The sequence below is a fragment of the Mycobacterium sp. DL592 genome, from assembly GCF_011694515.1.
Classification (GTDB): domain Bacteria; phylum Actinomycetota; class Actinomycetes; order Mycobacteriales; family Mycobacteriaceae; genus Mycobacterium.
Map to the genome: position 1 here is coordinate 3216476 of NZ_CP050192.1, position 24130 is coordinate 3240605.

Below are 24130 nucleotides of genomic sequence, written 5' to 3' on the forward strand. Positions count from 1 at the left end.
CTACCCGCCCAACAGGTCCGGACGCCGTTCCCGCGTCCGCTGCAGTGCCTGCTCGTGGCGCCACGCCCTGATCTTGCCGTGATCCCCGGACAGCAGCACCTCGGGGACGGGCAGACCACGCCACTGCGGCGGCCGGGTGTAACTCGGCCCCTCCAGCAGCCCGGCATTCTCCGGAGAATGCGAATCATCTTGGTGCGACGCCGGATTGCCCATGACATTGGGCAGTAGGCGAACCACCGCCTCGATCATCACCAGGGTGGCGACCTCGCCGCCGGCGAGCACGTAGTCGCCGATCGAGACCTCTTCGACCCGCATCCGTCTGGCAGCGTCGTCGACAACCCGCTGGTCGATGCCTTCGTAGCGGCCGCATGCGAACACCAGATGCTGTTCGCCCGTCCAGCGTTGGGCCACCCCCTGGTTGAACGGCCGGCCTGCGGGTGCGGGAACCACCAGAAGCGTTGCATCGGTGCATATCTCGTCAAGGGCCTCGCCCCACACCGGCGCCTTCATGACCATGCCCGGCCCGCCACCGTAGGGCGAGTCGTCGACAGAGTGGTGCACGTCGTGGGTCCACCGCCGCAGATCGTGCACACCGAATTCAACGATGCCGGACTCGATTGCCTTGCCAGGCAACGACTCCCGCACCGGGTCGAGATAGCCCGGAAAGATGGTGACGACGTCGATGCGCATCTCAGCCTGCGACATCGTCTAGGTTCAACAGGCCTTCAGGAGGATCGATCTCGACGATTCCGTCGGCCAGGGACACCGCGGTGACGATGGCGCTCACGAACGGGACCAGGATTTCGGCGCCGTCCTGGGCGCGCACCGACAGCAGTTCGCCGGCACCGGTGTGCAGCACCTCGGCAACCGTGCCGACCTCCGCCCCGGCAACGGTCCGCACCACCAAACCCTCGAGTTGGTGGTCGTAGAACTCGTCGGGATCGGCGATCGGCGGCAACTCGCCGGAGTCGACGACGAAAAGATGCCCACGTAGCGCGTCGGCCGCGGTGCGGTCAGACACCCCGGGCAACCGGACAAGTAGCCGCCCACCGTGCGGCCGGGATGTTTCGATGACCACGTCGCGTCCGCCTTCACCGCGAGAAGGCCTCAGCCGCAAGCGATTACCGGGCGTGAAACGCTCCTCGGGCTCATCGGTGCGTACATCGACGACGAGTTCACCGGTGATGCCGTGGGCTTTCACCACGCGCCCGACGACCAGCTCCATGCCGGCTCCTCCCCGGGTCGCTTCGCTCCAGCCCGCCAGACCTACTGGTCGGTGTCCACCACGTCCACGCGGATACCGCGGCCGCCGATGCCGGCGACCAGGGTGCGCAGTGCGGTGGCGGTGCGACCGCCGCGGCCGATCACCTTGCCGAGGTCCTCGGGGTGGACGTGAACCTCCACCGTCCGGCCTCGACGGCTGGTGACCATGTCGACACGGACGTCGTCAGGATTGTCGACGATCCCGCGGACCAGATGCTCCACGGCGTCGACGACGACCGAGCTCATTCTGCGGCGGCCTCAGCGGTCTCGGCGGCCTCGGCGGCGGGCTCAGCGGCCTCGACAACCTCGGCGGCGGGCTCAGCGGCGGCCTCAACCTCGTCGGCCTTCTTGGCCGGAGCCTTCTTCTTCTTGGGCTGGGTGGCCTCGCCGGACGGCGCACCGTCGGCAGCTGCGAGCGCGGCGTTGAACAGATCCAGCTTGCTCGGCTTGGGCTCCTTGACCTTCAGGGTGCCCTCGGCACCGGGCAGGCCCTTGAACTTCTGCCAGTCACCGGTGATCTTCAGCAGCTGCAGGACGGGCTCGGTGGGCTGAGCACCCACGGACAGCCAGTACTGGGCGCGCTCGGAGTCGATCTCGATGAGGCTCGGGTCTTCCTTGGGGTGGTACCGGCCGATGACCTCGATGGACCGCCCGTCACGACGGGTGCGTGCATCGGCAACAGCGATGCGGTACTGGGGATTGCGGATCTTGCCAAGCCGGGTGAGCTTGATCTTGACAGCCATGAACTACTTCTCCTGATGCATTGCCACGCTGCAATTCAGCGATGCGGGCGGGATGCCCGATCCGGTTTTGCCTCACGTGTGTGACCGCAGGACGGCGCATCCGAAGAAGCCGCGCGCGGACAGCCGCCCATTGTGCCAGATCGTCTGGATCAGGTGTTAATCGCCGGCACCGGTGCTGATCGGCCAAAACAGCCGTCTTGCGTTGTCGTGGAGCACGTTGCGGCACCACTGGTCGCCCAGGCCGAGAGCGGTGATCGACGCGAGCGCGTGGTGGTACGAGTACGGGATGTTGGGGAAGTCGCTGCCGAACAGCACCTTCTCCCCCAGCGCGACCAGCGTCGGCCGCGCATCGGGCGGGAACGGGTCGGTCTGCTCGGTGAACTCGGTGAACACCATCGTGGTGTCGAGGTAGACGCCGGGATAGCGAAGTGCGAGCTCCATGAAGTCCCGGTATTCGGGCAGTCCCATGTGAGCGACGATCAATCGGAGACCGGGGTGCCGGCGCAGCACCTCGGCGACGGGGGCGGGGCCGGTGTACCGCCCCGGTTGGGGACCGGACCCGGCGTGGATCACCGTGGGGATCTGCGTCTCCTCCAGCAGCGCCCACACGGGTTCGAGCAGCGGGTCTGTGGGGGCGTAGTCACCGACCTGGATGTGGGCCTTGAAGACCCGTGCCCCCGCGTCGATCACCCGGCGCACGTAGGCGGGCGCGGACAGCTCCGGGTAGAACGTCGCGGTGTGCAGGCATTCCGGCACCTGCGCAGCGAACTGGGTGGCCCACGAGTTGAGCCACTCGGCCATGTCCGGCTTGTGCGGGTACACCAGTGACGTGAAGGCGCTGACACCGAACTGCCGGAGTCGCTGGACCCGGTCGGCTTCGTCGAGCCGATATTCGATGGGCCAGGGCCGGCCGACCCCCGGCCCGATCCCGTCGAAGTAGGCCCACACCTTGTCCATCACCCGCTTGGGCATGAAGTGGGTGTGCACGTCCACGATGGCGTCGAGGCCCAGCCTGTCCAGTAACCCCCGGACGGCGGCGACCTCGGCTTCGGCGGTGGCGCTCAGAAGAACTTCTGGATGCACTTGGTCTCGACACGACGGGTCATCCGCCACCCGTCCGCGGTGCGGTGGAACTCGTCGTCGTACCACAGCCCGCAGAACATGATCTGGCCGTCGTCGCCGAGTTTCATCGGGTTGAAGCAGATCGACCGCGAGGTCGCGGTGTCGCCGTCGACGCGGACGTCGACGTTGCCGAGCATGTGGTAGTAAGCCGGGAAGTTCGGCATCACCTCGGCGAGCCAGGCTTTGACTTCGCCGAAGGGACCGGCGATACCGCCCATTGCCGTGTAGTCGATGTGCGCGTCCGGGGTGAAGACCCGGTCGAGGTCGTCGAAGCGACGATTGTCGATCGCGGTGGAGTAGTCGATCAGCAACTGCTGGATCTCCAGCCGGTCCGAGATTTCCGCCAGGCTCAGCATCCGTCCGATTCAACACTGCGTGTGGCGTTGCGCCCAGACCGGGTTAGGCTCGGACCCCATGGGTAGGCTCCTGGCCGCTCTCGCGGCATCTTTCACCCTGATCATCAGCACCGCTATCGGTGGCCCAGCGCCGGCCCTGGCGGACCCGAGCGTCCAGCCGGCCGGGTCGGTCCCGATCCCTGACGGCCCTGCGCCGGCATGGATCGTCGCCGACCTGGACACCGGGCAGGTTCTGGCGGGCCGCGATATGTACGCCCCGCATCCCCCAGCCAGCACCATCAAGACGCTGTTGGCACTCACCGCACTCGACGAGGTCGACCTGAACGCCACCGTAGTGGCCTCCGAGGCAGCGACCCGGGTGGAATGCAACTGCGCCGGGGTCAAACCCGGCCGCAGCTACACCGCGCGCCAACTGCTCGACGCCGTGCTGCTGGTGTCGGGGAACGACGCAGCGAACACCCTGGCCGACATGATCGGCGGCTACCAGGTCGCCGTGGACAAGATGAACGCCAAGGCCGCCGCGATCGGAGCGACCAACACCCACGCCACGTCGCCCTCCGGGCTCGACGGGCCGGGCGGACCGGGCTGGACCACCCCACATGATCTGGCCGCGATCTTCCGCGCCGCGCTGGCCAATCCGGTGTTCGCCGAGATCACCGCACAGCCGGTCGCCATGTTCCCCACCGACACCGGCGACAAGCCACTGGTCAACCAGGACGAACTGCTTGTGCGCTACCCCGGCGCTATCGGCGGCAAGACCGGCTTCACCGACGCCGCCCGCAAGACGTTCGTCGGCGCCGCCGACCGCGACGGCCGCCGGCTGGTCATCGCGATGATGTACGGCCTGATCCACGAGGGCGGACCGACCTATTGGGACCAGGCGGCCATGCTGCTGGACTGGGGCTTCGCCCAGAGCCGATCCGAAAGCGTCGCGGCGCTGTAGCTAGCGGTGTCCGCCGCTGCCGGGTCCTTCGCCGCCACCGTTGAAGCCGGGCGTGGCGACGTCACCCTCGGTGAGCTGGAACGGCGGGGCAGCGAGGTCGTTCGGGGTGGCGACGATGGACGAATTACCTTCGGTCGGAGCCGGACCGGTTGCGGTGGGCTGCGGTTGCACAATCTGCGATTGGTCCTCGTCATCCTCTGACACGACCACGGGGGCCGCAGTGCTGCCGGGGTTACCCGGCACCCAGGCGAGGAGGTCGCGAGTGCCGTCGTTGAAGACGACGCTGTTCGGGATGTCACCGACGACATCGAAGTAGAGCTTGCCGGTGTTCGAAGCACCCCAGATCGACGGGTAGAAATCGCCCGACTCGGCACGGGCGCCGAACCGCTCTACGAACGGCGGGAAATTGCCCCCGAACCCATCGACGACCAGTTTGGCCGAGTACAACTTGCCGTTGTGCGGCACCGGATCTGAACTGGGCTTCAGCTTGCCCACGGCGTAACCGATGTAGGGAAGGCCATTGGGCCCGTTCAGGGTCTCCTGCTCGCCGTACACCCTGATGCTGTCGGTCGCCGACGCCGTCGCGGCGTTAACAGCACCCACGCCGAACGTGACGGCAGTGGTGGCAACGACTGCGGCCAGTTTCGCGATCTTCACGGTCACTCCTAGCTGATCAAGGCCGACTTTTCCCGGCGGTTTCTCGGGAAACATTACTGCGTCCGACCCGATAACACTCGGCCAAACCGCAGTTATCCTCGCCGCGATCAATTGGAGACCTCGCCGAACCCGCAACGCGTCCTTGCGCCGATAGCCTCGGCGCACATGCGTGTGTTCGCTGGGCGGGTGCGCCGTGCTTTGCTGGCGGTGGCTGCGACGTCGATGGCCCTCCTGTCAGCCGCGCCGGGCGCGGCCGAACCGATGCCCGGGGCCGCCTTCGTCGCCGCCCCGGACGGCCCCGCCCGCGCGACGCTGGTCGCCGACCTGGACAGCGGACGCATCCTCGGTGGGCGCGATCCGTACGGCGCGTACGCGCCTGCCAGCACTATCAAGCCGCTGCTGGCGATGGTGGTCATGGATCTGGTCAACCCAGCGGCCGCGATGCGCGCGACGACCGCGAACACCGACGTCGAGTGCACCTGTGTCGGCCTGGTGCCCGGGGCGGTCTACACCGCCCGGCAACTGCTCGACGCCTTGCTGATGGTGTCGGGCAATGATGCCGCGAACGCGCTGGCCGACATGGTGGGTGGATACCAGGTCGCGATCCAACGGATGAACATCAAGGCCTATCAACTCGGTGCCCGCAGCACGAAGGCGGGCTCCCCATCTGGGCTCGACGGGCCCGGTTGGGAAACGGTCACCACCCCGCATGACCTGGGCGTCATCTACCGGGCAGCATTGAACTATCCGCTGTTCGCCGAGATCATCCATCAGAGCACCGCCCTGTTCCCGGACGGCAAGGGCGGGGCCAAACAGATCGCCAGCCATGACCGCCTCCTGGCGAGCTATCCCGGCTTCATCGGGGGTAAGACCGGCTTCACCAACCTGGCCAAGGAAACTTACGTCGCGGTGGCACAGCGCGGCGGCAGGCGGCTGATCGCGGTGATGATGTACAGCGACGACGCGCTGTGGGATCAGGGCCGAACGCTGTTGGACTGGGGTTTCGCACAGCAGTAGCAGGTCACGATTCTTGTCAGTGCGCGCCGATAGCATTCGAACATGCGTTCGATCGCTGCGATGCTTGACGACCTTGACACCGTGGTCGCCGAAATCGCTGCTGCCGACCTCGGCACGGTTGAGGCGGTTGAGCGCTACGGCGTACTCGACCGGCTCGAAACCGCCCGGCGACGCCAGATCGCGATCAGCCACGATCACCTAGCCCGCCTCGAACACATTCCCGGCTGCCCACCGCCACCGATCAGCCTGGCCGACATGCTGCGGATCAGCCGCACCGAGGCCCGACGCCGGATCAAGGATGCCGAGCAGCTCGAGCCGCGCACCACGCTGACCGGTGAGCCACTGCCGCCACTGCTGCCCACGACCTCAACGGCCTGGCACGACGGGCTGCTCGACGCCGAGCATCTCCGCGTGATCCAGAAGTTCTTGCGCGAGCTACCCGACCACGTCGGGCCCGCCGAGATCGAGAAAGCCGAACGATCACTGGCTGAGCACGCCGCCAACCTGCGCCCCGACCAACTGCAGAAGGTGGCCGACCGGCTGGCACTGACGCTGAACCCCGACGGCACCTTCAGCGACGACGACCGCGCCCGCAAACGCGGATTCACCTGGCGCGGCGGCCAACGCCCCGACGGCATGAGCGTGGGCAAGCTGATCGCCAACCCCGAACTGCGCGCCATGCTCGACGCCTGGTTCGCCAAATTCGCTGCCCCCGGCATGTGCAACCCCGCCGACCAAACCCCCACCGTTACAACCGAACCCAGCGCGCAGGTCGCCGAACGCGACGCCCGCAGCCATCCCCAACGTCAACACGACGCCCTCAGCGCCCTGGTACGCGGACAACTCGGCGACCCGAAACTCGGCCAGCACAACGGACTTCCGGTCACGGTCATTGTCTCCGCCACCCTGCACGACATCCAGGCCCAGACTGGACAGGCCGTGACCGCCAGTGGCACGTTGGTGCCGATGTCGGATGTGATCCGCATGTCGATCCACGCCTACCACTACCTCGCCCTGTTCGACAAAGCCACCGGCCAAGCACTCTGGCTCGGGCGCAGCAAGCGGATCGCCACGGGAGATCAACGAATTGTCCTGCACTCCAGGGATCGTGGGTGCACACGGCCCGGCTGCGATGCCCCCGGCTACCGCACCGAAGTCCACCACATCGACGAATGGGCCGCAGGCGGGCTGACCAACATCGACAAACTCACCCAAGCCTGCCCACCCGACCACAAGCTGCTCGACGAAGGCTGGACTGTACGAAAACGCGCCGACGGCACCACCGAATGGATCCCCCCACCCCAACTGCCTTTCAACGGCGCCGGCATCAACACTTACCACCACCCCGAACGATTGCTCAACGACCACCACGAAGGCGACGGCGCAGCATGACGCCCGTCCCCCTATCGGTGGACGTTGACACACCAGCCCAGGAGTCTCGAGCAATCGCGGCTAAAACACGTTGCCACGCAGGATCACTCGATCAGGGCGGGACAGGACGTCCGCGCCGCCGCGGGGGTCGGCAGCAAAGCACAGCAGATCCGCCGAAGCGCCGTCCTCCAGAGCCGGTCGGCCCAGCCAGCTCCTGGCGGCCCAGCAGGCCGCCGCGAGGGCGTCCGTCGGCGTCATTCCGATGCCCTTGAGTGCGTCGACCTCGTCGGCGATGCGGCCGTGCTGGACATTGCTGCCCGCGTCTGTGCCCGCGTAGATGGGGATGCCTGCATCGCGGGCGGCGGCGACCCGCTGGGGGCAGCGATCGTAGAGGTCACGCATGTGCGCGGCGTAGAGCGGGAATTTGCTTGCAGCGTCGGCGAATCCAGGAAAATTCTCGATATTGATCAAGGTGGGCACCAACGCGGTGCCGTGGTCGACCATCATCGCGATGGTGTCGTCGGTCAGGCCGGTGCCGTGCTCGATGCAGTCGATGCCCGCGGCGATCAGGCCCGGCAGTGCGTCCTCGCTGAACACATGCGCGGTGACGCGGGCGCCCGCGTCGTGGGCGGCGGAGATGGCGGCGCGCAGCACGTCATCGGACCACAGCGGTGCCAGGTCCCCCGCCGACCGGTCGATCCAGTCTCCGACGAGTTTCACCCAGCCGTCACCGATTCGGGCCTGCTGCGCCAGCGCTTCTGGCAGTTGCCACTCGTCCTCGAGTTCGATGGCATGCCCACGCCCGTAGCGCTTCGGACGGGCTAAATGCTTGCCTGCCCGGATGATTCGCGGCAGGTCGTGGTGGCCGTCGAGGCTGCGAGTGTCGGTGGGCGATCCGCAATCACGCAGCAGCAGAGCCCCGGCCGCACGTTCGGCCTCGGCCTGGGTGACGGCTTCCTCCAGTGGCATCTCACCGTTCGGGCCGAGTCCGACATGGCAGTGCGCGTCGACCAGTCCGGGGATGACCCAGCCGCCGTCCCAGATCGTCTCGGCCCCTGCGACCGGGTCGGCATGTAGGACACCGTCGACGATCCACCATTCGACGGGCTCGCCGTCAGGCAGGCCGAAGCCACGGATGTGTAACGGCCCCAACGATTTACGGCTTACCGGGGAACTTCAGCTTGGACAGGTCGAAGTCGGCGAGACCGGGCGGCAGCTCGTTGAGCCCCTCGGGCATCCCGGAGAGGTCCGGGAACCCGCCAGGCAGGCCGCCGGCAAGCAACGGATTGCGCGCCTTCGGCGGCGTCGGGCCACGCCCACCCTTCTTGCCCTTCTTGTTCTTGGCACTCTTCTTCGACGAGCGGCGCCCGAACGGCATGCCCATCGCACCGGCCATCTGCGACATCATCTTGCGGGCCTCGAAGAAGCGGTCGACGAGCTGGTTGACCTCCGAGACCGTCACCCCCGAACCGTTGGCGATGCGCAGCCGCCGCGAGGCGTTGATGATCTTCGGGTCGGCCCGCTCCTGCGGTGTCATGCCGCGGATGATCGCCTGCAGCCGGTCGAGCTGCTTGTCGTCCACGGCGGCCAGGGCGTCCTTCATCTGGCCCGCACCCGGCAGCATGCCCAGCAGGTTGCCGATCGGGCCCATCTTGCGGATGGCCAGCATCTGCTCGAGGAAGTCCTCCAGCGTCAGCTCACCGGACCCGATCTTGGCGGCGGCCTCCTCGGCCTTCTGCTGGTCGAAAACCTGCTCGGCCTGCTCGATGAGCGACAGCACATCGCCCATGCCCAGGATGCGCCCGGCCATCCGGTCGGGGTGGAAGACCTCGAAGTCGTCGAGCTTCTCGCCGGTGGACGCGAACAGGATCGGCACACCGGTGACCTCGCGGACCGACAGCGCCGCACCACCGCGGGCGTCACCGTCGAGCTTGGTCAGCACCACGCCCGTGAACCCGACTCCGGCACCGAAGGCCTCGGCGGTGGCCACGGCGTCCTGGCCGATCATCGCGTCGAGGACGAACAACGTCTCGTCGGGGTTGGTCGCGTCGCGGATCGCGGCAGCCTGGGCCATCAACTCCTCGTCGATGCCCAGCCGGCCGGCGGTGTCGACGATGACGACGTCGAAGTGCTTGGCTTTGGCCTCGGCGAGGCCCGCGGCCGCCACGGCAACGGGGTCTCCCGGCGGGGAGTCGTGGGACCCCTCGGCGGTGCCCGGATGCGGTGCGAACACGCTGACCCCGGCCCGCTCACCGACGATCTTGAGCTGACTGACGGCACCGGGGCGTTGCAGGTCGCAGGCGACCAGCAGCGGGGTGTGGCCCTGGCCCTTGAGCCACTTGGCCAGCTTGCCGGCCAGCGTGGTCTTACCGGCGCCTTGCAGGCCGGCCAGCATGATGACCGTGGGCGGGTTCTTGGCGAACGCGAGCTGGCGAGTCTGACCGCCAAGGATGCCGATGAGCTCGTCGTTGACGATCTTGACGACCTGCTGGGCGGGGTTGAGCGCGGCGGAGACCTCCGCGCCCTTGGCCCGCTCCTTGATGCGGTTGACGAACTCGCGGACCACCGGCAGCGAGACGTCGGCCTCGAGCAGCGCCAGCCGGATCTCGCGGGTGGTGGCGTCGATGTCGGCGTCGGTCAGCCGGCCTTTGCCGCGCAGGCCTGAGAGCGCACCGGTCAACCGGTCGGACAGGGATTCAAACACGCACTAAGCCTATCTGGACGCTGGTCGCGGTGACTTCAGCTGGCCTCTTCGACGGGTTTCGCCGGCGGCGGAGCAGGCAGCACCGCGTAGAGCTCACTATCGAGCTGCTTACGAACATCGTCGACCGAGTCCAGCGCCGGCACGGTGATACCGAACACGTCGACCACCGAAGATCCCAGCGTGGTGATCTTGGCCCAGGCGATGTCGACGGCGGAACGCTCGAAGACGTTGGTGAGCATCGCGAGCAGCCCGGTGCGGTCGGTGGTGCGGATCTCGACCAGCAACTGGCCCGGGCCGGCGCCCTCACGCCACAGGATGCGCGGCGGGGCGGGAGCAGAGTTGACCGGCACCGCCGGCTTGGTCTCCCCCACCCGGCCGGTGCCGTACTGGGCTGCCTCGCGGTCACGCTTCTCCAGCGATGCGATCACGTCGAGCTCACCGTCGAGGGCGAGGATGAACTGCTGGCGCAGCAGCTCTGCGGCCGGCGGTGAACCGAAGTGCGGCGAGACCACGAAGGTGTTGATGGCCGCGCCGCTGGCACTGTTGATGGCCGCCGAGTGCACCCGCAGCGAGTTCAGCGCGAGCACACCGGCCGCCTTGGACAACAGGCCACGCCGGTCCGGTGCGATCACCGTGACGTTGTAGGTGTGCGCGCTCTCCCCTGGCGTCATCTCGATATGGACGCCGTGGTCGGTGGCAAGCGAAAGATGATGGGGATCAATGGGATCGGCCTGCGGCAACGATTCGCCTGCCATCACCAGCCGGCAGCGCCGTACCAGGTCGCCGATCAGTGAGGCTTTCCAGTCCCCCCACACCCCCGGACCGGTGGCCAGCGAATCAGCCTCAGCCAGGGCGTCGAGCAGTTCCAGCAGCACCGGATCACCCTTGAGCGCATCGACGACGCCGGCGATGGTCTTCGGGTTCTGCAGATCCCGCCGGGTCGCGGTGTCGGGCAGCAGCAGGTGATAGCGCACGATCGCCGAGAGCAGATCGATGTCGGAGGGCCACAGTCCCAGCCGGGTGCCCACCTGCACGGCGAGTTCGGCGCCGATGGCACTGTGGTCTCCCCCGCGACCCTTACCGATGTCGTGCAGCAGCGCACCGAGCACCAGCAGATCCGGGCGAGACACCCGGGTGGTGAAAGCGCTTGCCCGGGAGACTGTTTCGACCAGGTGCCGGTCCACTGTCCAGATGTGGATCACGTCGCGTGGCGGGAGGTCGCGCACCGCACCCCACTCGGGGAAGAGCCGGCCCCACAGCCCGGTCCGGTCCAGCGCCTCGACGACGGTCACCGTGGTCGGGCCGGCGGCCAGCAACACGAGCAGATCTTTGAGGGCATCCCGCGGCCACGGGGTGCGTAACTCGGGCGCCGAGTCGGCCAGCCGGCTCAGCGTCGAGCCGGAGATCGGCAGCCCCGTAGTGGCCGAGGCGGCCGCAACTCGCAGGACCAGTCCGGGGTCGCGCTCGGGACGGGCGTCGCGGGCCAGGATCACCTCACCTGCGAATTCGATGACACCTTCGTCCAGCGGTCGGCGAACCGGTCGGCGAAGTACCGAAAGTCCGCGCCGTGGAAGCGCATTCGCGGCGGTGCGCAGCCCCGCATCGACGTAGTAGCTGATGGTCCGGGCCGCGTCCGAGAGCACTCGGGCCAGGTCGAAGCGGTCGCCGATCCGCAGCGAGGCGCCGATCTCGTCGGCGAACTGGGCCAGCAGCTGGTCGCGGCCGCGCTTGGACACCCGGTGCAGTTCGGTGCGGACGTTGAGCAGGGCCAGATGCGCCTCGCCCAGCGAACCGGTGGGCGAGGCAAGCGAATGACTCGGGTAGACGTCGGCGAGCTGGGCAATCGCCAGCGCGTTGAGCAGCTGGACGTCACGCAGCCCGCCGCGGCCGCACTTGAGGTCGGGTTCGGCCCGGTGCGCGATCTGCCCGCTGCGCTGCCAGCGGGCCTGGGTGTGCTCGACGAGTTCATCGAAGCGGGATGCGATTCCGGTGCGCCATTGGCGGCGTGCGCCACCGATCAGAAGCGTCGACAGCTCCGAATCGCCGGCGATGTGGCGGACCTCCAGCATCGCCAGTCCGGCCGAGATGTCCTCCCCGGCGACCTGAAGCGCCTCGGGAACCGTCCGAACGCTGTGGTCCAGCCGAATATTGGCGTCCCACAACGGGTACCACAACATCTCGGCCACCTGACTCACGATCTCGGGTGGCATGTTGTCGTGCAGCAGCATCAGGTCCAGGTCCGTGTACGGAACCAGCTCCCGACGGCCCAGTCCCCCGGTGGCCACCAGCGCGAAGCCGCTGGTAGCAGTGATGCCGATCTCGGTGGCCTTGGTGGTCAGCCAGAACTCGTGCAGATCCAGCAGAGCGTCGCGTAGCGCGGCCGAATCGAGTTGGCGCTGGCCGCCTTCCAGCAATTGCTTGTTTGCCGCGGCGAGGTCTTTGGCGGGCTTAGAAGAAGCCGCCGCCGGCGCCTCCCATCGGGGCGCGCCGGCGGCGGAATCTCTTGTGTTCTTCGTCATCTCAGTCCTCCCGCGGCCGTTGCCGACAAACTCTTATCCGGTGTGGCCGCAAGAAGACTCACATCTTGTACGTCAGAGGGCGTCCGACCCTCGCTCGCCGGTACGAACCCGGATGACGGTTTCGACCGGGCTGACCCACACCTTGCCGTCACCGATCTTGCCGGTCCGGGCGGCCTGCACGATGACGTCCACCACCTTGTCGACGGCGGAATCATCAACCAGGACCTCCACCCGAACCTTGGGCACGAAGTCGACGGAGTATTCAGCACCGCGGTAGACCTCGGTGTGACCCTTCTGGCGTCCGTACCCCTGGACTTCGCTGACGGTCATTCCGAGAATACCCGCCTGCTCAAGACCGGTCTTGACGTCTTCCAGCGTGAACGGCTTGACGATCGCTGTGATCAGTTTCATTTCCCTCATTCCTCCGCGCCGTGACGGCTGAGAACCGAGCCTGTGCTGCCAACCACGGCGAAGTCGTACGCGGTTTCAGCGTGCTCGGCTTCGTCGATACCGTTGTATTCATCCTCCTCGGGGAGGCGCAGGCCAATGGTGTACTTCAGGATCAAGGCCAAGATAGTCGTGACGATGAACGAATACCCCAGAACAGCGAACGCACCAACTGCCTGGCGCCACAGCTGATCGAACCCACCGCCGTAGAACAGGCCCTTGACAGCGGCAGGTGCCTCAGGGGCGGCGAAGAGGCCGATGAGCAGGGTGCCGGTGAGGCCGCCGATCATATGCACGCCGACCACGTCGAGTGCGTCGTCGAAGCCCAACTTGAACTTCAGCCCGACTGCCAGGGCGCAAAGGGCGCCGCCGATCGCACCGATGGCCAACGCGCCGAGCACGTTCACCGACGAACAGGACGGCGTGATGACGACCAGTCCGGCCACGATGCCCGATGCCGCACCCAGCGAGGTCGCATGGCCGTCGCGAATCTTCTCGGTGAGCAACCAGGCGAGCATGGCCGCGGCGGTCGCGACGGTCGTCGTGACGAAGGTCGACGCCGCGATGCCGTTGGAGTTCAACGCCGAACCGGCGTTGAATCCGTACCAGCCGAACCACAGCAGACCGGCACCCAGCATCACGAACGGCAGGTTGTGCGGCCGCATCGGGGTGCCCGGCCAGCCCTTGCGCTTGCCGAGAACGAGACATAGCGCAAGGCCGGCGACACCGGAGTTGATGTGCACCGCGGTACCACCCGCGAAGTCGATCGCCTTGAGCTTGTTGGCAATCCAGCCGCCGTGCTCACCGGTGAAGCCGTCGAACGCGAACACCCAGTGTGCAACAGGGAAGTAGACGAACGTCGCCCAGAGAGCTGCAAAAACCAACCAGGAACCGAACTTCAGGCGGTCTGCGATGGCACCCGAGACCAGGGCGACGGTGATGATGGCGAACATCAGCTGGAAGGCCACGAAGACCAGCTGCGGAATCGTACCCGCGAGTGGGATTTCCACCGCGGCTTTCGCCGCAGTTCCAGTCGCCGGATCCGCGGCGACCGCGGCAGCAGCATTACCACCGATGAGACCCTTGAGGCCGAAATACTGACCGGGGTCGCCGATGACACTCCATTTGTCGTTGCCGAAGGACATCGAGTAGCCGTACAGCACCCAGAGCACCGTCACGATGCCCATCGCACTGACGCTCATCATGATCATGTTGAGCACGCCCTTGGCACGCACCATGCCGCCGTAGAAAAAGGCCAGACCCGGCGTCATCAGCAGCACGAGCGCGGAGCTCGCAAGCATCCATGCTGTGTCGCCGGTGTCCGGCACACCCATTACGGGAAATCCATCCACTCGCAGTATCTCCTTCACCCATGCCACGGTTTAGGCACCGTTGACCTAGGCCAAGACAATGCTGAGTGGTTGTTTCCGCGAGGACGCCTGGGTGTTTCGCATATGTGAACGGATCGGCAGTCTGCGTTTCGCGGTTGTTACATCCCGCAATTCGCATCGCTGCGAACGAATTTGCGGTTATCCGAGCAGCGCATCGACGAAGGCGCCGGGCTCGAACGGAGCCAGATCGTCAGGTCCTTCGCCCAGGCCGACCAGCTTGACCGGGACACCCAGCTCCTGCTGCACCCGGAACACGATGCCACCCTTCGCGGTGCCGTCCAGCTTGGTGAGCGCCACCCCGGTGATGTCGACGACGTCGGCGAACACCCGCGCCTGTGCCAGACCGTTCTGGCCGATCGTCGCATCGAGCACCAGGATCACCTCGTCGACGGCCGCCCGTTTGCTGACCACGCGCTTGACCTTGCCGAGCTCGTCCATCAAACCGGTCTTGGTGTGCAGCCGGCCTGCGGTGTCGATGACGACGACGTCGGCCCCGGCGGCGATGCCCTTGTCGACGGCGTCGAAGGCCACCGAGGCGGGATCGGCACCCTCGGCCCCGCGCACCACCTCGGCGCCGACCCGTGACGCCCAACTCTGCAGCTGGTCGGCGGCCGCCGCACGGAAGGTGTCCGCCGCACCCAGGACCACCCGGCGCCCATCAGCCACCAGGACGCGAGCGAGCTTGCCGACCGTCGTCGTCTTACCGGTGCCGTTGACACCGACGACCAACAGCACCGAGGGCTTGTCGGCGTGCGGCAGCGCCTTGATCGAGCGGTCCATACCGGGGTTGAGTTCGGCGATCAGCACGGCGCGCAGGATCGCGCGGACTTCGGCCTCGGTCCGCACGGTGCTGCTGGCCAGCCGGCTGCGCAGCTGCTCGACCACCGAGGCGGTCACGACGGGACCCAGGTCGGCGATCAGCAGGGTGTCCTCGACCTCTTCCCACGACGCTTCGTCGAGGTCGCCGCCGCCCAGCAGGCCGAGCATGCTGCGCCCGAGAGCGTTCTGAGATTTGGCGAGGCGGCCGCGCAGGCGCTCGAGCCGGCCTTCCGGTGGCGCGATGGAGCCGAGGTCGGGTGCGGCAGGCTCGGTGGCCTGGGCCTGGTGCGCGACGGGCTCCTCGACCACCGGCGGCTCGGGCAACCGCACGTCGGAAATCGGCCGTTTGACCGAGTCCCGCGGCACCGCCGCGTCGTCGCCGACCCCGGGCCGGCCCACGCCGCTGTCTATCCCCGAGTCGCTTCGCTCCTGCCCGCCGGTATCGACCGTCGCAGTTGCTGACGATTGTGTGAACGATATGCCCGACGAGGCCGTATAGCCGCCCGACCGGTCGATCGGTGTGGCAGCCTCTGAGCTGCGGCGCAAGCTGATCTGACGCCGCCGGTACCGAACCAGACCGATGATCAGTGCAGCGACGACCAGGACGGCGATGACCGCGATAGCGATCCAGAGACCTTGTGACACCGTGCCATTGTTTCAGGGCGCGATGCGGGTCTGTGTCGCGCCTGCACAACCGGGTAGGCCGTGACCATGGACCACGACGGCATCGCGAACCGCAAACTGCGCCACATCGACGCCTGCCTGACCGGGCCGGTCGAGTACGTCTCGGTCACCACCGGTTTCGAGCGCTACGGGTTGCCCTATAACGCGCTCACCCAGACCAGCCTGACCACCATCGACTTGAGCACCCGGTTCCTGGGCGCTCAGCTGCGCGCCCCCGTGCTGGTCGGGGCGATGACCGGCGGTGCCGAGCTGTCGCGGACGATCAACCGCAATCTGGCCGAGGCCGCGCAGAAGCTTGGTGTCGGCATGATGCTCGGTTCGCAGCGCATCATGCTCGACGACGACGAGGCAGCCCGCAGCTTCGAGGTTCGCGAACTGGCACCCGACGTGCTGCTGATCGGCAACATCGGCCTGGCACAGCTGTCCGACGCCGTCATCCCCAAGCTGGCCGCCGCGCTGGAGCGGGTCGGCGCGAATGCCCTTGCGGTGCATACGAACCCGCTGCAGGAGGCCATGCAGGACAACGGTGACACCGACTTCAGCGGCTCCCTGCAACGGCTTCGCCGGTTGGCCGAGGAGCTGCCGTATCCGGTGCTAGTCAAGGAAGTCGGTCACGGCATCGGCACCGCCGCCGCCGAGCGGCTGCGTGACCTGCCGATCGCAGCGGTCGATGTAGCCGGGGCGGGCGGCACGTCCTGGGCGCGTGTGGAGCAACTCGTGCGCTACGGCGAGGTCCGTTATCCGGCGATCGCCGAGTGGGGTGTGCCCACCGCTCAGGCGCTGCAGGAGGTCCGTCAGACCCTGCCCGGCATGCCGCTGGTGGCCTCGGGAGGCATCCGGACCGGGATGGACGCCGCCAAGGCGCTGGCGATGGGTGCCGACGTGGTGGCGCTGGCGCGTCCACTGCTGGCCCCCGCGATCGAGTCACCCGCGGCGGCGCTGGATGCGCTGGAGGGGTTCGTCGAGGAGCTGCGGATCTGCCTGCACGGTTGCGGTGTGGACGATGTGGCCGGGCTGCGCCGGCTGGGTGTCACCCCCACCGCCTAGGTCGGGGCGGCGACAAGCTCCTGCCCGCGCAGCCGCTGCGAGATCACGGTGGTGATGCCGTCACCCTGCATGGTGACGCCATAGAGCGCGTCGGCGACCTCCATCGTCGGCTTCTGGTGGGTGATCACGATCAGCTGCGACTGGGTCCGCAGCTGCTCGAACAACCCGATCAGCCGGCGCAGGTTGACGTCGTCGAGTGCCGCCTCCACCTCGTCCATCACATAGAACGGGGACGGGCGGGCCCGGAAGATCGCCACCAGCATCGCCACCGCGGTCAGTGACTTCTCGCCGCCGGAGAGCAGCGACAGCCGCTTGACCTTCTTGCCTGGCGGCCGGGCCTCGACTTCCACGCCCGTGGTCAGCAGGTCATTGGGGTCGGTGAGCAGCAGTCGGCCCTCACCGCCGGGGAACAGCGTGGAGAACACCTGCCCGAACTCTCGCTCGACGTCGGCGTAGGCCTCCGCGAACACCTGAAGGATGCGGTTGTCGACGTCGGCGATCACGTCGAGCAGGTCTTTGCGGGCGGCCTTGACGTCCTCGAGCTGGGTGGCCAGGAAGTTGTAGCGCTCCTCGAGCGCCGCGAACTCTTCGAGCGCCAGCGGGTTGACCCGGCCCAGCTCGGCCAGTTCGCGTTCGGCCCGCTTGGCGCGCCGCTCCTGGCTGGACCGGTCGAACGGCATCGGGGCGGGCATGGTCACCTGCTCGCCGCGTTCCTTGGCCTGTTCGTATTCGGCCATCTCCAGCTCCGACGGCGGCAGTGCCAGGTCGGGCCCGTACTCGGCGATCAGGTCGTCGGCGGCCATGCCGAACTGTTCGAGCACCATCTCCTCGAGCTGTTCGATGCGCATCGCGGCCTGCGCCTTGGCCACCTCGTCGCGATGCAGCGAGTCGGTCAGTGCGGTGATGCGGTTGTTGAGAGTGCTGACCTCTTCCCGGGCCGCGGCCATCGCGGTGGCGCGTTGCTGTCGCTCGGCGGCAAGTGCGTCGCGGCGACGCGAGGCGGCTGCGACAACCCCGGAGAGGCGCTCGGCGACCTGCCGGCCGGACTCGGCCACCGCTGCGGCGACGGCTGCGGCATGTGCGCGGGCGGCACGGGCTCGTTGGGCGCGGATGCGCGACTCGCGCTCGGCGGCGGCGGTTCGGCGCAGCGAATCAGCTCGCCCGCGAACGGCATTCGCGCGTTCCTCGGCCGTGCGCACCGCGAGCCTGGCTTCGACCTCCACCGCGCGGGCGGCCTCGGCGGCGGCCTGCATGTGCTGGCGGTCCGCCGGGGCGTCGGCGGTCTCGGTCGGGGTCTCCTGGGCTGCGCTGAGCCTGGCCTCCAGGGCGGTCAGTTCCTCGACGGTCTGCACCCGGCTGGTTTCCAGCTCGGCGCGCTGGGCGAGTTGACGACGCCAGTCCTCTTCGGCGGCGCGGGCGTCCTGACCCAGCCGGCCGAGCTGTTCGTAGATCGCCGATATCGCCGCGTCGGACTCGTTGAGGGCGGCCAGCGCCTGCTCGGCGGCGTCCTGCCGGTTGGACTGTTCGCTCAGCGCACCGGCAAGGGCGGCGGAGAGTTCTTCGACCTGTGTCTCGGCGGCGGCCAGTTCCGTTGTGGCCTTTTCGATTTCGGATGCGATCTCCAGTGTGCTCGGCTTGCGGTCCGAGCCACCGCTGACCCAGCCCGGGCCGACGAGATCACCGTCGAGGGTTGCCGCGCGCAGCGCGGGCCGGGCGGCCACCAGGTCAAGGGCCGCACCAAGGTCCTCGACCACGGCCACGTCAGCGAGCATCGCCGACAGCGCACCTCGCAGCCGCTGCGGGGCGTCGATCAGATCGACCGCCCAGCGGGCACCGGCGGGCAGCGGCGCGGTGTCGCGGCCGGTGGCAACGGGCCAGTCCCCCAACACGATTGCGGCCCGCCCGCCGTCGGCTTCCTTCAGCGCTCGGACCGCGGAACGGGCGGCCTCGAAATCATCGGCCGCGACCGCGTCGGCCGCCGCACCCAGCACCACCGCGAGCGCCACCTCGTAGCCGGCGTGCACCTTGACTAGCTTGGCGATCGTGCCGAAAAGCCCTGCGCCACCCCGGTTTTGCACCAGCCAAGCCGCGCCGTCCTTGCGCTCCAGGCCGACGGACAACGCCTCGATACGGGCCCGCAGCGAGGCCACCTGACGTTCCGCCGCGCGTTCGGCGGCCTGCAGCTCGGCCACCCGCTCGTCGGCCACCCGCAGCGCGGCGACGCTGCGATCGTGGTTCTCGTCGAGGCCGACCTCGCCCTGGTCGAGCTCGCCGATCCGGCCCTGCACGGTCTCGAACTCGGCCTTGGCCTGCTCGGTGCGAGCGGCCGCCTCTTCGATCGCGTTGGTCAGCCGCGCCACACCCTCGTCGATCGACTCGACCCGCGCGCGCATCGTCTCGACCTGACCGGCCAACCGCGCCAAGCCTTCTCGGCGGTCGGCCTCGGCGCGCACGGCGGCCATGTGGGCCCGTTCGGCTTCGGCGGCCGCACGTTCCTTCTCGGTCTGGTCGGCGCGGGCGGCTTCCAGCCGGGCGCGGGCCTCGGTCAACTCGGCCAGCAGTTGCTGCTCGCGGGCGGCGACTTCGTCGGCCTGCGCCTCGAGCGCGTCGGGGTCGGGTCCGGTGCTGGCCTCCGGCTCGGTGTCCAGGTACTGCGCCCGCTCGGTGGCGATGCGCACGGTGGCGCTGACCCGCTCGGCCAGCGCCGAGAACCGGAACCAGGCTTGCTGGGCGGCGTCGGTGCGCTCCGAAAGTGTTGCGACAGCGGCTTCGTGGGTGGCCAGCGCCTCGGTGGCCACCGCAAGGCGGGCGGCGGCATCCTCGTGTTCCCGGCGCAGCGTCGTCTCGGTGTTGTCGGCGCCGGCGAACTCGGCGCGGCGGGTCACCAGGTCGTCGGCGGCCAGCCGCAGCCGGGCGTCGCGAAGGTCGGCCTGAATGGTCTGGGCCCGGCGGGCCATCTCGGCCTGGCGGCCCAGGGGTTTGAGCTGACGGCGCAGTTCGGTGGTCAGGTCGGTCAGGCGGGCCAGGTTGGCCGACATCGACTCGAGCTTGCGGACCGCCTTTTCCTTGCGTTTGCGGTGCTTGAGCACCCCGGCGGCCTCTTCGATGAAGGCCCTGCGGTCTTCGGGCCGCGATTCCAGGATCTGCGACAGCCGCCCCTGCCCCACGATGACGTGCATCTCCCGGCCGATGCCGGAGTCACTGAGCAGGTCTTGGATGTCCATCAGCCGGCAGCTGCTGCCGTTGATCTCGTACTCGCCGGCGCCGTCGCGGAACATCCGCCGGGTGATGGAGACCTCGGAGTATTCGATGGGCAGCGCGTTGTCGGAGTTGTCGATGGTCAGGGTGACCTCGGCGCGTCCCAGCGGCGCGCGCGACGAGGTGCCGGCGAAGATGACGTCCTCCATCTTGCCGCCGCGCAGCGTCTTGGCGCCCTGCTCGCCCATCACCCAGGTCAGGGCATCGACGACGTTGGACTTACCCGAGCCGTTGGGGCCGACGACGCAGGTGATGCCCGGTTCGAAGCGCAGAGTCGTCGACGAGGCGAAGGATTTGAAGCCCTTCAGCGTCAGACTCTTGAGGTACACGTGCAGTGAGATTACCGGCGGGCGGCTCAGCGTTCGCGGAAGCCCGCAATCGGCTCGCCGGGTTCGGTGAAGTCGGCGACCACTTTGGTCACCGAACCGGGTGTCGAATCGCCGCGTAGCAGCTCCAGAAGCCGCTCACAATCGGCCCGCTTGCCCTGGGCGACCACCAGGACCCGGCCGTCGGGCTGGTTGCTCGCGTAGCCGGTCAGGCCCAGTTCCAGCGCCCGTGACCGCGTCCACCAGCGGAAACCCACACCTTGGACGTGGCCGTGCACCCAGGCGGTCAGCCGAACGTCAGGCTCTGCCAACGTCGGTCACCTCGAAGTTCACCTGAGCGCCGTTCTTCAGGGTGCGCCCGACGGTGCAGACCTGGTCGATCGCCCGGTTGACGACCACGCGCAGCCGTTCGACGTCCTCGGCCGACAGGCCGGACAGGTCGAGCTCCAGGTTCTCCTCCAGCAGCGGGTAGCGCTCCTGGCCGCGGTCGGCGTCACCGGAGACCCTGATCACCGCCTGGAAGTCGTCGCCGAGGCGGCGGCGCAGCGGCTGGTCACTGCTGAGGCCGCTGCACCCGGCGAGCGCGATCTTGAGCAGCTCACCCGGTGTGAAGACACCCTCGTCGGTCTCCGAGCCGATCAGGACCTCCGCGCCGCGGCTGCTGCGCCCCGTATAGCGCCGGATGCCGGTGCGCTCAACCCACAGTTCAGTCATGGCACATTCCTACATCTGCCGACGCGGGGATATTCCATCGCACCCTCACAGCCGGGGCTGGGGAGCCGGGCCGCGGCCGAGCATCCGCCGCAGCAGGTGCTTGGCGCGCCGGCCAACGGTGACCTGCTTGCGCAACGGCCAGGGCAGGTTGGTGCGGACCACCGCGTGCTTGCGGAGGTAGGTCGGCACGTACCAGGTCGCCCAGGTGCCGGCCCGGAAGATCGCCGAGTCGCCCGCGCGCAGCCACGTCGGGGGCACACCGTCGGCGCTCACCTCGACCTCGCCCTCGATGATGTGCACGGTCTCGTCGGATCCGAAGTACCAGCGGAACCGGCCGGCCGTGCAGTCCCACACGAAGTTGCCCGCCAGACCGTCGGTGTCGCTGGACCACCAGGTGGAGCGAATCTGCGGATCGCCCTCGAGGATCCAGTCCGGGTTGATGGCGCCCGGAGCCAGTTCCAGGTTTGTGCCCGAACGGATTTCGATGCGATGTTGCTCCATGTCACCCTCCCGCCGTTGCCGGCATCCTTGTCACCGAGTCGGTCTGCGCGGTGCGGGCTGACAGACCGGGCAGTAGAACGACGACCGGTTCATGAACTTCTCCCGGCGGATCACCCCCCCGCAGCGCCGGCAGTTCCGATCCTCCCGGCCGTAGACGTTCAACGACCGGTCGAAGTAGCCGGACTGGCCGTTGACGTTGACGTACAGCGAGTCGAACGACGTGCCGCCCTGTCCCAGCGCCTCGCGCATCACCTCGGCGGCCGCATCCAGCAGCTCCCCGAGCTGGCGCCGGGTCAGCTTCTCGGCCAGCCGGGCGCCGTTGATCTTCGCCCGCCACAGCGCCTCGTCGGCGTAGATGTTGCCGATCCCGGAGACCACGGTCTGATCCAGCAGCTGCCGTTTGATCTCGGAATGCTTGCGGCGCAGCACAGTTACGACGGCGTCGCGGTCGAACAGCGGATCAAGCGGGTCGCGGGCGATGTGCGCCACTGGAGCGGGCACGCGGCTGCCGTCGACGGTCACCAGGTCGGCCAGTTGCCAACCGCCGAACGTGCGCTGGTCGACGAAGCTCAGCGCGGTGCCGTCGTCGAGCAGTGTCGCGATCCGCAGGTGGCCGGTATTCGGGACGGGCCCCAGCAGCATCTGACCGCTCATCCCGAGGTGCACCACCAGCGCCTCGTCGTCGGAGAGGTTGAGCCACAGGTATTTTCCGCGCCGGTCGGTGCCGAGGATCGTGGCGCCGAGCAGCCGGGCGGTGAGATCGCCTGCGCCGGCTTCGTGTCTGCGTACCGCCCGCGGGTGGTGTACCCGCACCGCGGTGATCGTCTTGCCTGCGACGTGGGCCTGCAGACCGCGGCGGACCACCTCGACTTCGGGAAGCTCAGGCATCGATGAGTTGAATCATGCTGTGCGTCAAGCCTTTTCCAGTGCCTTCCACGCCGCTGCTGCCGCCTTCTGCTCGGCCTCCTTCTTCGACCGGCCGACACCGCTGCCGTATTCGGTGTCCAGCACGACCACGACGGCGGTGAACTCCTTGTCGTGGTCGGGCCCGGTCGAGGTGACGACGTAGGACGGCGGGCCCAGGCTGCGCGCGGCGGTGAGTTCCTGCAGGCTGGTCTTCCAGTCCAGGCCGGCGCCCAGTGTCGGGGCGGTGTCGAGCAGTTCGCCGAACAGTCGAAGGATGACCTCGCGGGCGACTTCGACGCCGTGGTGCAAGTACACCGCGCCCAGCAGCGACTCCATCCCGTCAGCCAGGATGCTGGATTTGTCGGCGCCGCCGGTGTTGACCTCGCCGCGCCCCAGCAGCAGATGTGCGCCCAGACCCTCCTCGGTGAGGCCCCGCGCCACATCGGCCAGGGCGTGGGTGTTGACGACACTGGCGCGTAGCTTGGCCAGGTCGCCCTCAGTACGCTCGGGATGGCGGTGGAAGAGTTCGTCGGTCACGGTCAGACCGAGGACCGCGTCGCCGAGGAACTCGAGGCGTTCGTTGGTGGGCAGCCCGCCGTGTTCGTAGGCGTAGCTGCGGTGGGTCAGCGCAAGAGTCAGCAGTTCCTCGGGCAGTTCGACACCAAGCGCGTCCAGCAGGTGTTGGCGCGGGGGCGTCACGACGGGTCTGCCTCCTCGTTGCCGTCGCCCACCATGCCTGCCAGCTTCGCCCAGCGCGGATCGATCTTGTCGTGGTGATGGCCGGGCTCGGCGGCGGCCAGCGCAACGCCGCAGTCGGGGCACAGCCCCGGGCAGTCCTCGGAGCACAGCGGCACGAACGGCAGTGCGAGCCCGACGGCGTCGACGATGGCCTGTTCGATGTTGACGGTCTGATCGATGACGTGGCCCACCTCGTCCTCCTCGGTGGTGGACTCGGTCGCACTGTCGGGGTAGGCGTACAGCTCGGTCAGCTCGATCTCCACCTCGCCGGTGGCCGGCCCCAGGCACCGGGCGCATTCACCACTGGTCGGTGCGGCCACGGTGCCCGACACGAGGACACCTTCGGACACCGACTCCAGCCGCAGGTCAAGGTCGACGTCGGCGCCGCGTTCGATGGCGATCATGTCGAGCCCGATGCGCGACGGGCTAGGTACCGTCTCGTGCACTTCCATCATGGAGCCGGGCCTGCGACCGAGCCGGGACACGTCGAAGATGAGCGGCAACCGCGCATCGGGGTGCGTTTTCGCACGGTGTGAGCTCGCCATGACTCTCGATCTTAGGGCCCGGCCCGACACGATCAGGACGGTTACCCGTCAGCGGCGCG

Annotated in this window: 24 protein-coding genes; 4 read left to right on the forward strand and 20 right to left on the reverse strand. The window is 68.0% G+C overall.

Annotated features, from left to right (window positions below; genetic code table 11):
• The 6 genes from trmD to HBE64_RS15445 form a co-directional block, all read right to left on the reverse strand.
• On the reverse strand, nucleotides 1–690 hold the full coding sequence (gene trmD / locus HBE64_RS15420) for a tRNA (guanosine(37)-N1)-methyltransferase TrmD (protein WP_167109256.1): 690 nt from the start codon (nucleotides 688–690) through the stop codon (nucleotides 1–3).
• 1 nt (nucleotide 691) lies between these two features.
• A complete protein-coding gene (gene rimM, locus HBE64_RS15425) occupies nucleotides 692–1225 on the reverse strand; it encodes a ribosome maturation factor RimM (protein ID WP_167103792.1) in 534 nt (177 codons plus the stop codon).
• 41 nt (nucleotides 1226–1266) lie between these two features.
• Nucleotides 1267–1509, reverse strand: coding sequence for an RNA-binding protein (locus HBE64_RS15430; protein ID WP_099040063.1), 243 nt, complete (start codon nucleotides 1507–1509; stop codon nucleotides 1267–1269).
• A complete protein-coding gene (gene rpsP / locus HBE64_RS15435; RefSeq protein WP_167103794.1) occupies nucleotides 1506–2006 on the reverse strand; it encodes a 30S ribosomal protein S16 in 501 nt (166 codons plus the stop codon). Before rpsP ends, HBE64_RS15430 begins: the two co-directional genes overlap by 4 nt.
• Before the next feature lie 156 nt (nucleotides 2007–2162).
• Complete coding sequence (locus HBE64_RS15440) at nucleotides 2163–2978, reverse strand: amidohydrolase family protein (RefSeq protein WP_167109258.1); 816 nt, start codon at nucleotides 2976–2978, stop codon at nucleotides 2163–2165.
• Nucleotides 2979–3067: 89 nt separating this feature from the next.
• Complete coding sequence (locus tag HBE64_RS15445; RefSeq protein ID WP_167103797.1) at nucleotides 3068–3484, reverse strand: nuclear transport factor 2 family protein; 417 nt, start codon at nucleotides 3482–3484, stop codon at nucleotides 3068–3070.
• A 58-nt stretch (nucleotides 3485–3542) separates the two neighbouring features.
• Here HBE64_RS15445 and HBE64_RS15450 point away from each other — a divergent pair, with 58 nt between their 5' ends.
• Entirely contained in the window at nucleotides 3543–4427 is an 885-nt protein-coding gene (locus tag HBE64_RS15450; RefSeq protein WP_167103800.1) for a D-alanyl-D-alanine carboxypeptidase family protein, read from the forward strand.
• Here the strand turns inward: HBE64_RS15450 and HBE64_RS15455 are convergent, their stop codons facing one another.
• On the reverse strand, nucleotides 4428–5084 hold the full coding sequence (locus HBE64_RS15455) for a DUF1942 domain-containing protein (protein ID WP_167103803.1): 657 nt from the start codon (nucleotides 5082–5084) through the stop codon (nucleotides 4428–4430).
• Nucleotides 5085–5249: 165 nt separating this feature from the next.
• On the opposite strand from HBE64_RS15455, the gene HBE64_RS15460 reads away from it, so the two are divergent.
• Together HBE64_RS15460 and HBE64_RS15465 are read left to right on the forward strand one after the other, a co-directional pair.
• Nucleotides 5250–6101 (forward strand): D-alanyl-D-alanine carboxypeptidase family protein, encoded by an 852-nt coding sequence (locus HBE64_RS15460; RefSeq protein ID WP_167103806.1) that lies wholly within the window; start codon nucleotides 5250–5252, stop codon nucleotides 6099–6101.
• A gap of 42 nt (nucleotides 6102–6143) precedes the next feature.
• On the forward strand, nucleotides 6144–7493 hold the full coding sequence (locus HBE64_RS15465) for an HNH endonuclease signature motif containing protein (protein ID WP_167103809.1): 1350 nt from the start codon (nucleotides 6144–6146) through the stop codon (nucleotides 7491–7493).
• Nucleotides 7494–7553: 60 nt separating this feature from the next.
• On the opposite strand, the gene HBE64_RS15470 is transcribed toward HBE64_RS15465, so the two are convergent.
• The 6 genes from HBE64_RS15470 to ftsY all read right to left on the reverse strand — a co-directional run bounded on the left by HBE64_RS15470 (nucleotide 7554) and on the right by ftsY (nucleotide 15997).
• The gene (locus HBE64_RS15470) at nucleotides 7554–8624 is read right to left on the reverse strand and encodes an amidohydrolase family protein (protein ID WP_167103812.1); all 1071 of its coding nucleotides are present in this window, start codon (nucleotides 8622–8624) and stop codon (nucleotides 7554–7556) included.
• A 4-nt stretch (nucleotides 8625–8628) separates the two neighbouring features.
• Nucleotides 8629–10176 carry a signal recognition particle protein gene (gene ffh / locus HBE64_RS15475; RefSeq protein ID WP_167103815.1) on the reverse strand — a complete coding sequence of 516 codons (1548 nt, stop codon included), beginning with the start codon at nucleotides 10174–10176 and terminating at the stop codon, nucleotides 8629–8631.
• Nucleotides 10177–10211: 35 nt separating this feature from the next.
• Nucleotides 10212–12695, reverse strand: a complete 2484-nt coding sequence (locus HBE64_RS15480; RefSeq protein WP_167103818.1) for a [protein-PII] uridylyltransferase — start codon at nucleotides 12693–12695, stop codon at nucleotides 10212–10214.
• Nucleotides 12696–12767: 72 nt separating this feature from the next.
• Entirely contained in the window at nucleotides 12768–13106 is a 339-nt protein-coding gene (locus HBE64_RS15485) for a P-II family nitrogen regulator (RefSeq protein WP_167103821.1), read from the reverse strand.
• 5 nt (nucleotides 13107–13111) lie between these two features.
• Nucleotides 13112–14494 (reverse strand): ammonium transporter, encoded by a 1383-nt coding sequence (locus HBE64_RS15490; protein ID WP_167103824.1) that lies wholly within the window; start codon nucleotides 14492–14494, stop codon nucleotides 13112–13114.
• Nucleotides 14495–14671: 177 nt separating this feature from the next.
• Nucleotides 14672–15997: a signal recognition particle-docking protein FtsY gene (ftsY, locus tag HBE64_RS15495; protein WP_167103827.1), complete on the reverse strand. Its 1326-nt coding sequence runs from the start codon at nucleotides 15995–15997 to the stop codon at nucleotides 14672–14674.
• Between the two features lie 66 nt (nucleotides 15998–16063).
• On the opposite strand from ftsY, the gene fni reads away from it, so the two are divergent.
• On the forward strand, nucleotides 16064–17083 hold the full coding sequence (gene fni / locus HBE64_RS15500; RefSeq protein WP_167103830.1) for a type 2 isopentenyl-diphosphate Delta-isomerase: 1020 nt from the start codon (nucleotides 16064–16066) through the stop codon (nucleotides 17081–17083).
• Here fni and smc read toward each other — a convergent pair.
• Genes smc through HBE64_RS15535 form a run of 7 tightly spaced genes read right to left on the reverse strand, consistent with a single transcriptional unit; the run spans nucleotide 17080 to nucleotide 24071 of the window.
• On the reverse strand, nucleotides 17080–20670 hold the full coding sequence (smc, locus tag HBE64_RS15505; RefSeq protein WP_167103833.1) for a chromosome segregation protein SMC: 3591 nt from the start codon (nucleotides 20668–20670) through the stop codon (nucleotides 17080–17082). The two genes, fni and smc, sit on opposite strands and share 4 nt — an antisense overlap.
• A gap of 26 nt (nucleotides 20671–20696) precedes the next feature.
• Complete coding sequence (locus HBE64_RS15510) at nucleotides 20697–20978, reverse strand: acylphosphatase (RefSeq protein ID WP_167103836.1); 282 nt, start codon at nucleotides 20976–20978, stop codon at nucleotides 20697–20699.
• Nucleotides 20965–21381 (reverse strand): OsmC family protein, encoded by a 417-nt coding sequence (locus tag HBE64_RS15515; RefSeq protein ID WP_167103839.1) that lies wholly within the window; start codon nucleotides 21379–21381, stop codon nucleotides 20965–20967. The genes HBE64_RS15510 and HBE64_RS15515 overlap by 14 nt, the downstream gene beginning before the upstream one ends.
• A 45-nt stretch (nucleotides 21382–21426) precedes the next feature.
• Nucleotides 21427–21882: a cupin domain-containing protein gene (locus HBE64_RS15520; RefSeq protein ID WP_167103842.1), complete on the reverse strand. Its 456-nt coding sequence runs from the start codon at nucleotides 21880–21882 to the stop codon at nucleotides 21427–21429.
• A gap of 30 nt (nucleotides 21883–21912) precedes the next feature.
• Nucleotides 21913–22770 (reverse strand): bifunctional DNA-formamidopyrimidine glycosylase/DNA-(apurinic or apyrimidinic site) lyase, encoded by an 858-nt coding sequence (mutM, locus tag HBE64_RS15525; protein WP_167103845.1) that lies wholly within the window; start codon nucleotides 22768–22770, stop codon nucleotides 21913–21915.
• A gap of 24 nt (nucleotides 22771–22794) precedes the next feature.
• A complete protein-coding gene (gene rnc, locus HBE64_RS15530) occupies nucleotides 22795–23487 on the reverse strand; it encodes a ribonuclease III (protein ID WP_167103848.1) in 693 nt (230 codons plus the stop codon).
• Complete coding sequence (locus HBE64_RS15535) at nucleotides 23484–24071, reverse strand: DUF177 domain-containing protein (RefSeq protein ID WP_167103851.1); 588 nt, start codon at nucleotides 24069–24071, stop codon at nucleotides 23484–23486. Before HBE64_RS15535 ends, rnc begins: the two co-directional genes overlap by 4 nt.
• Between the last annotated feature and the right edge of the window lie 59 nt (nucleotides 24072–24130).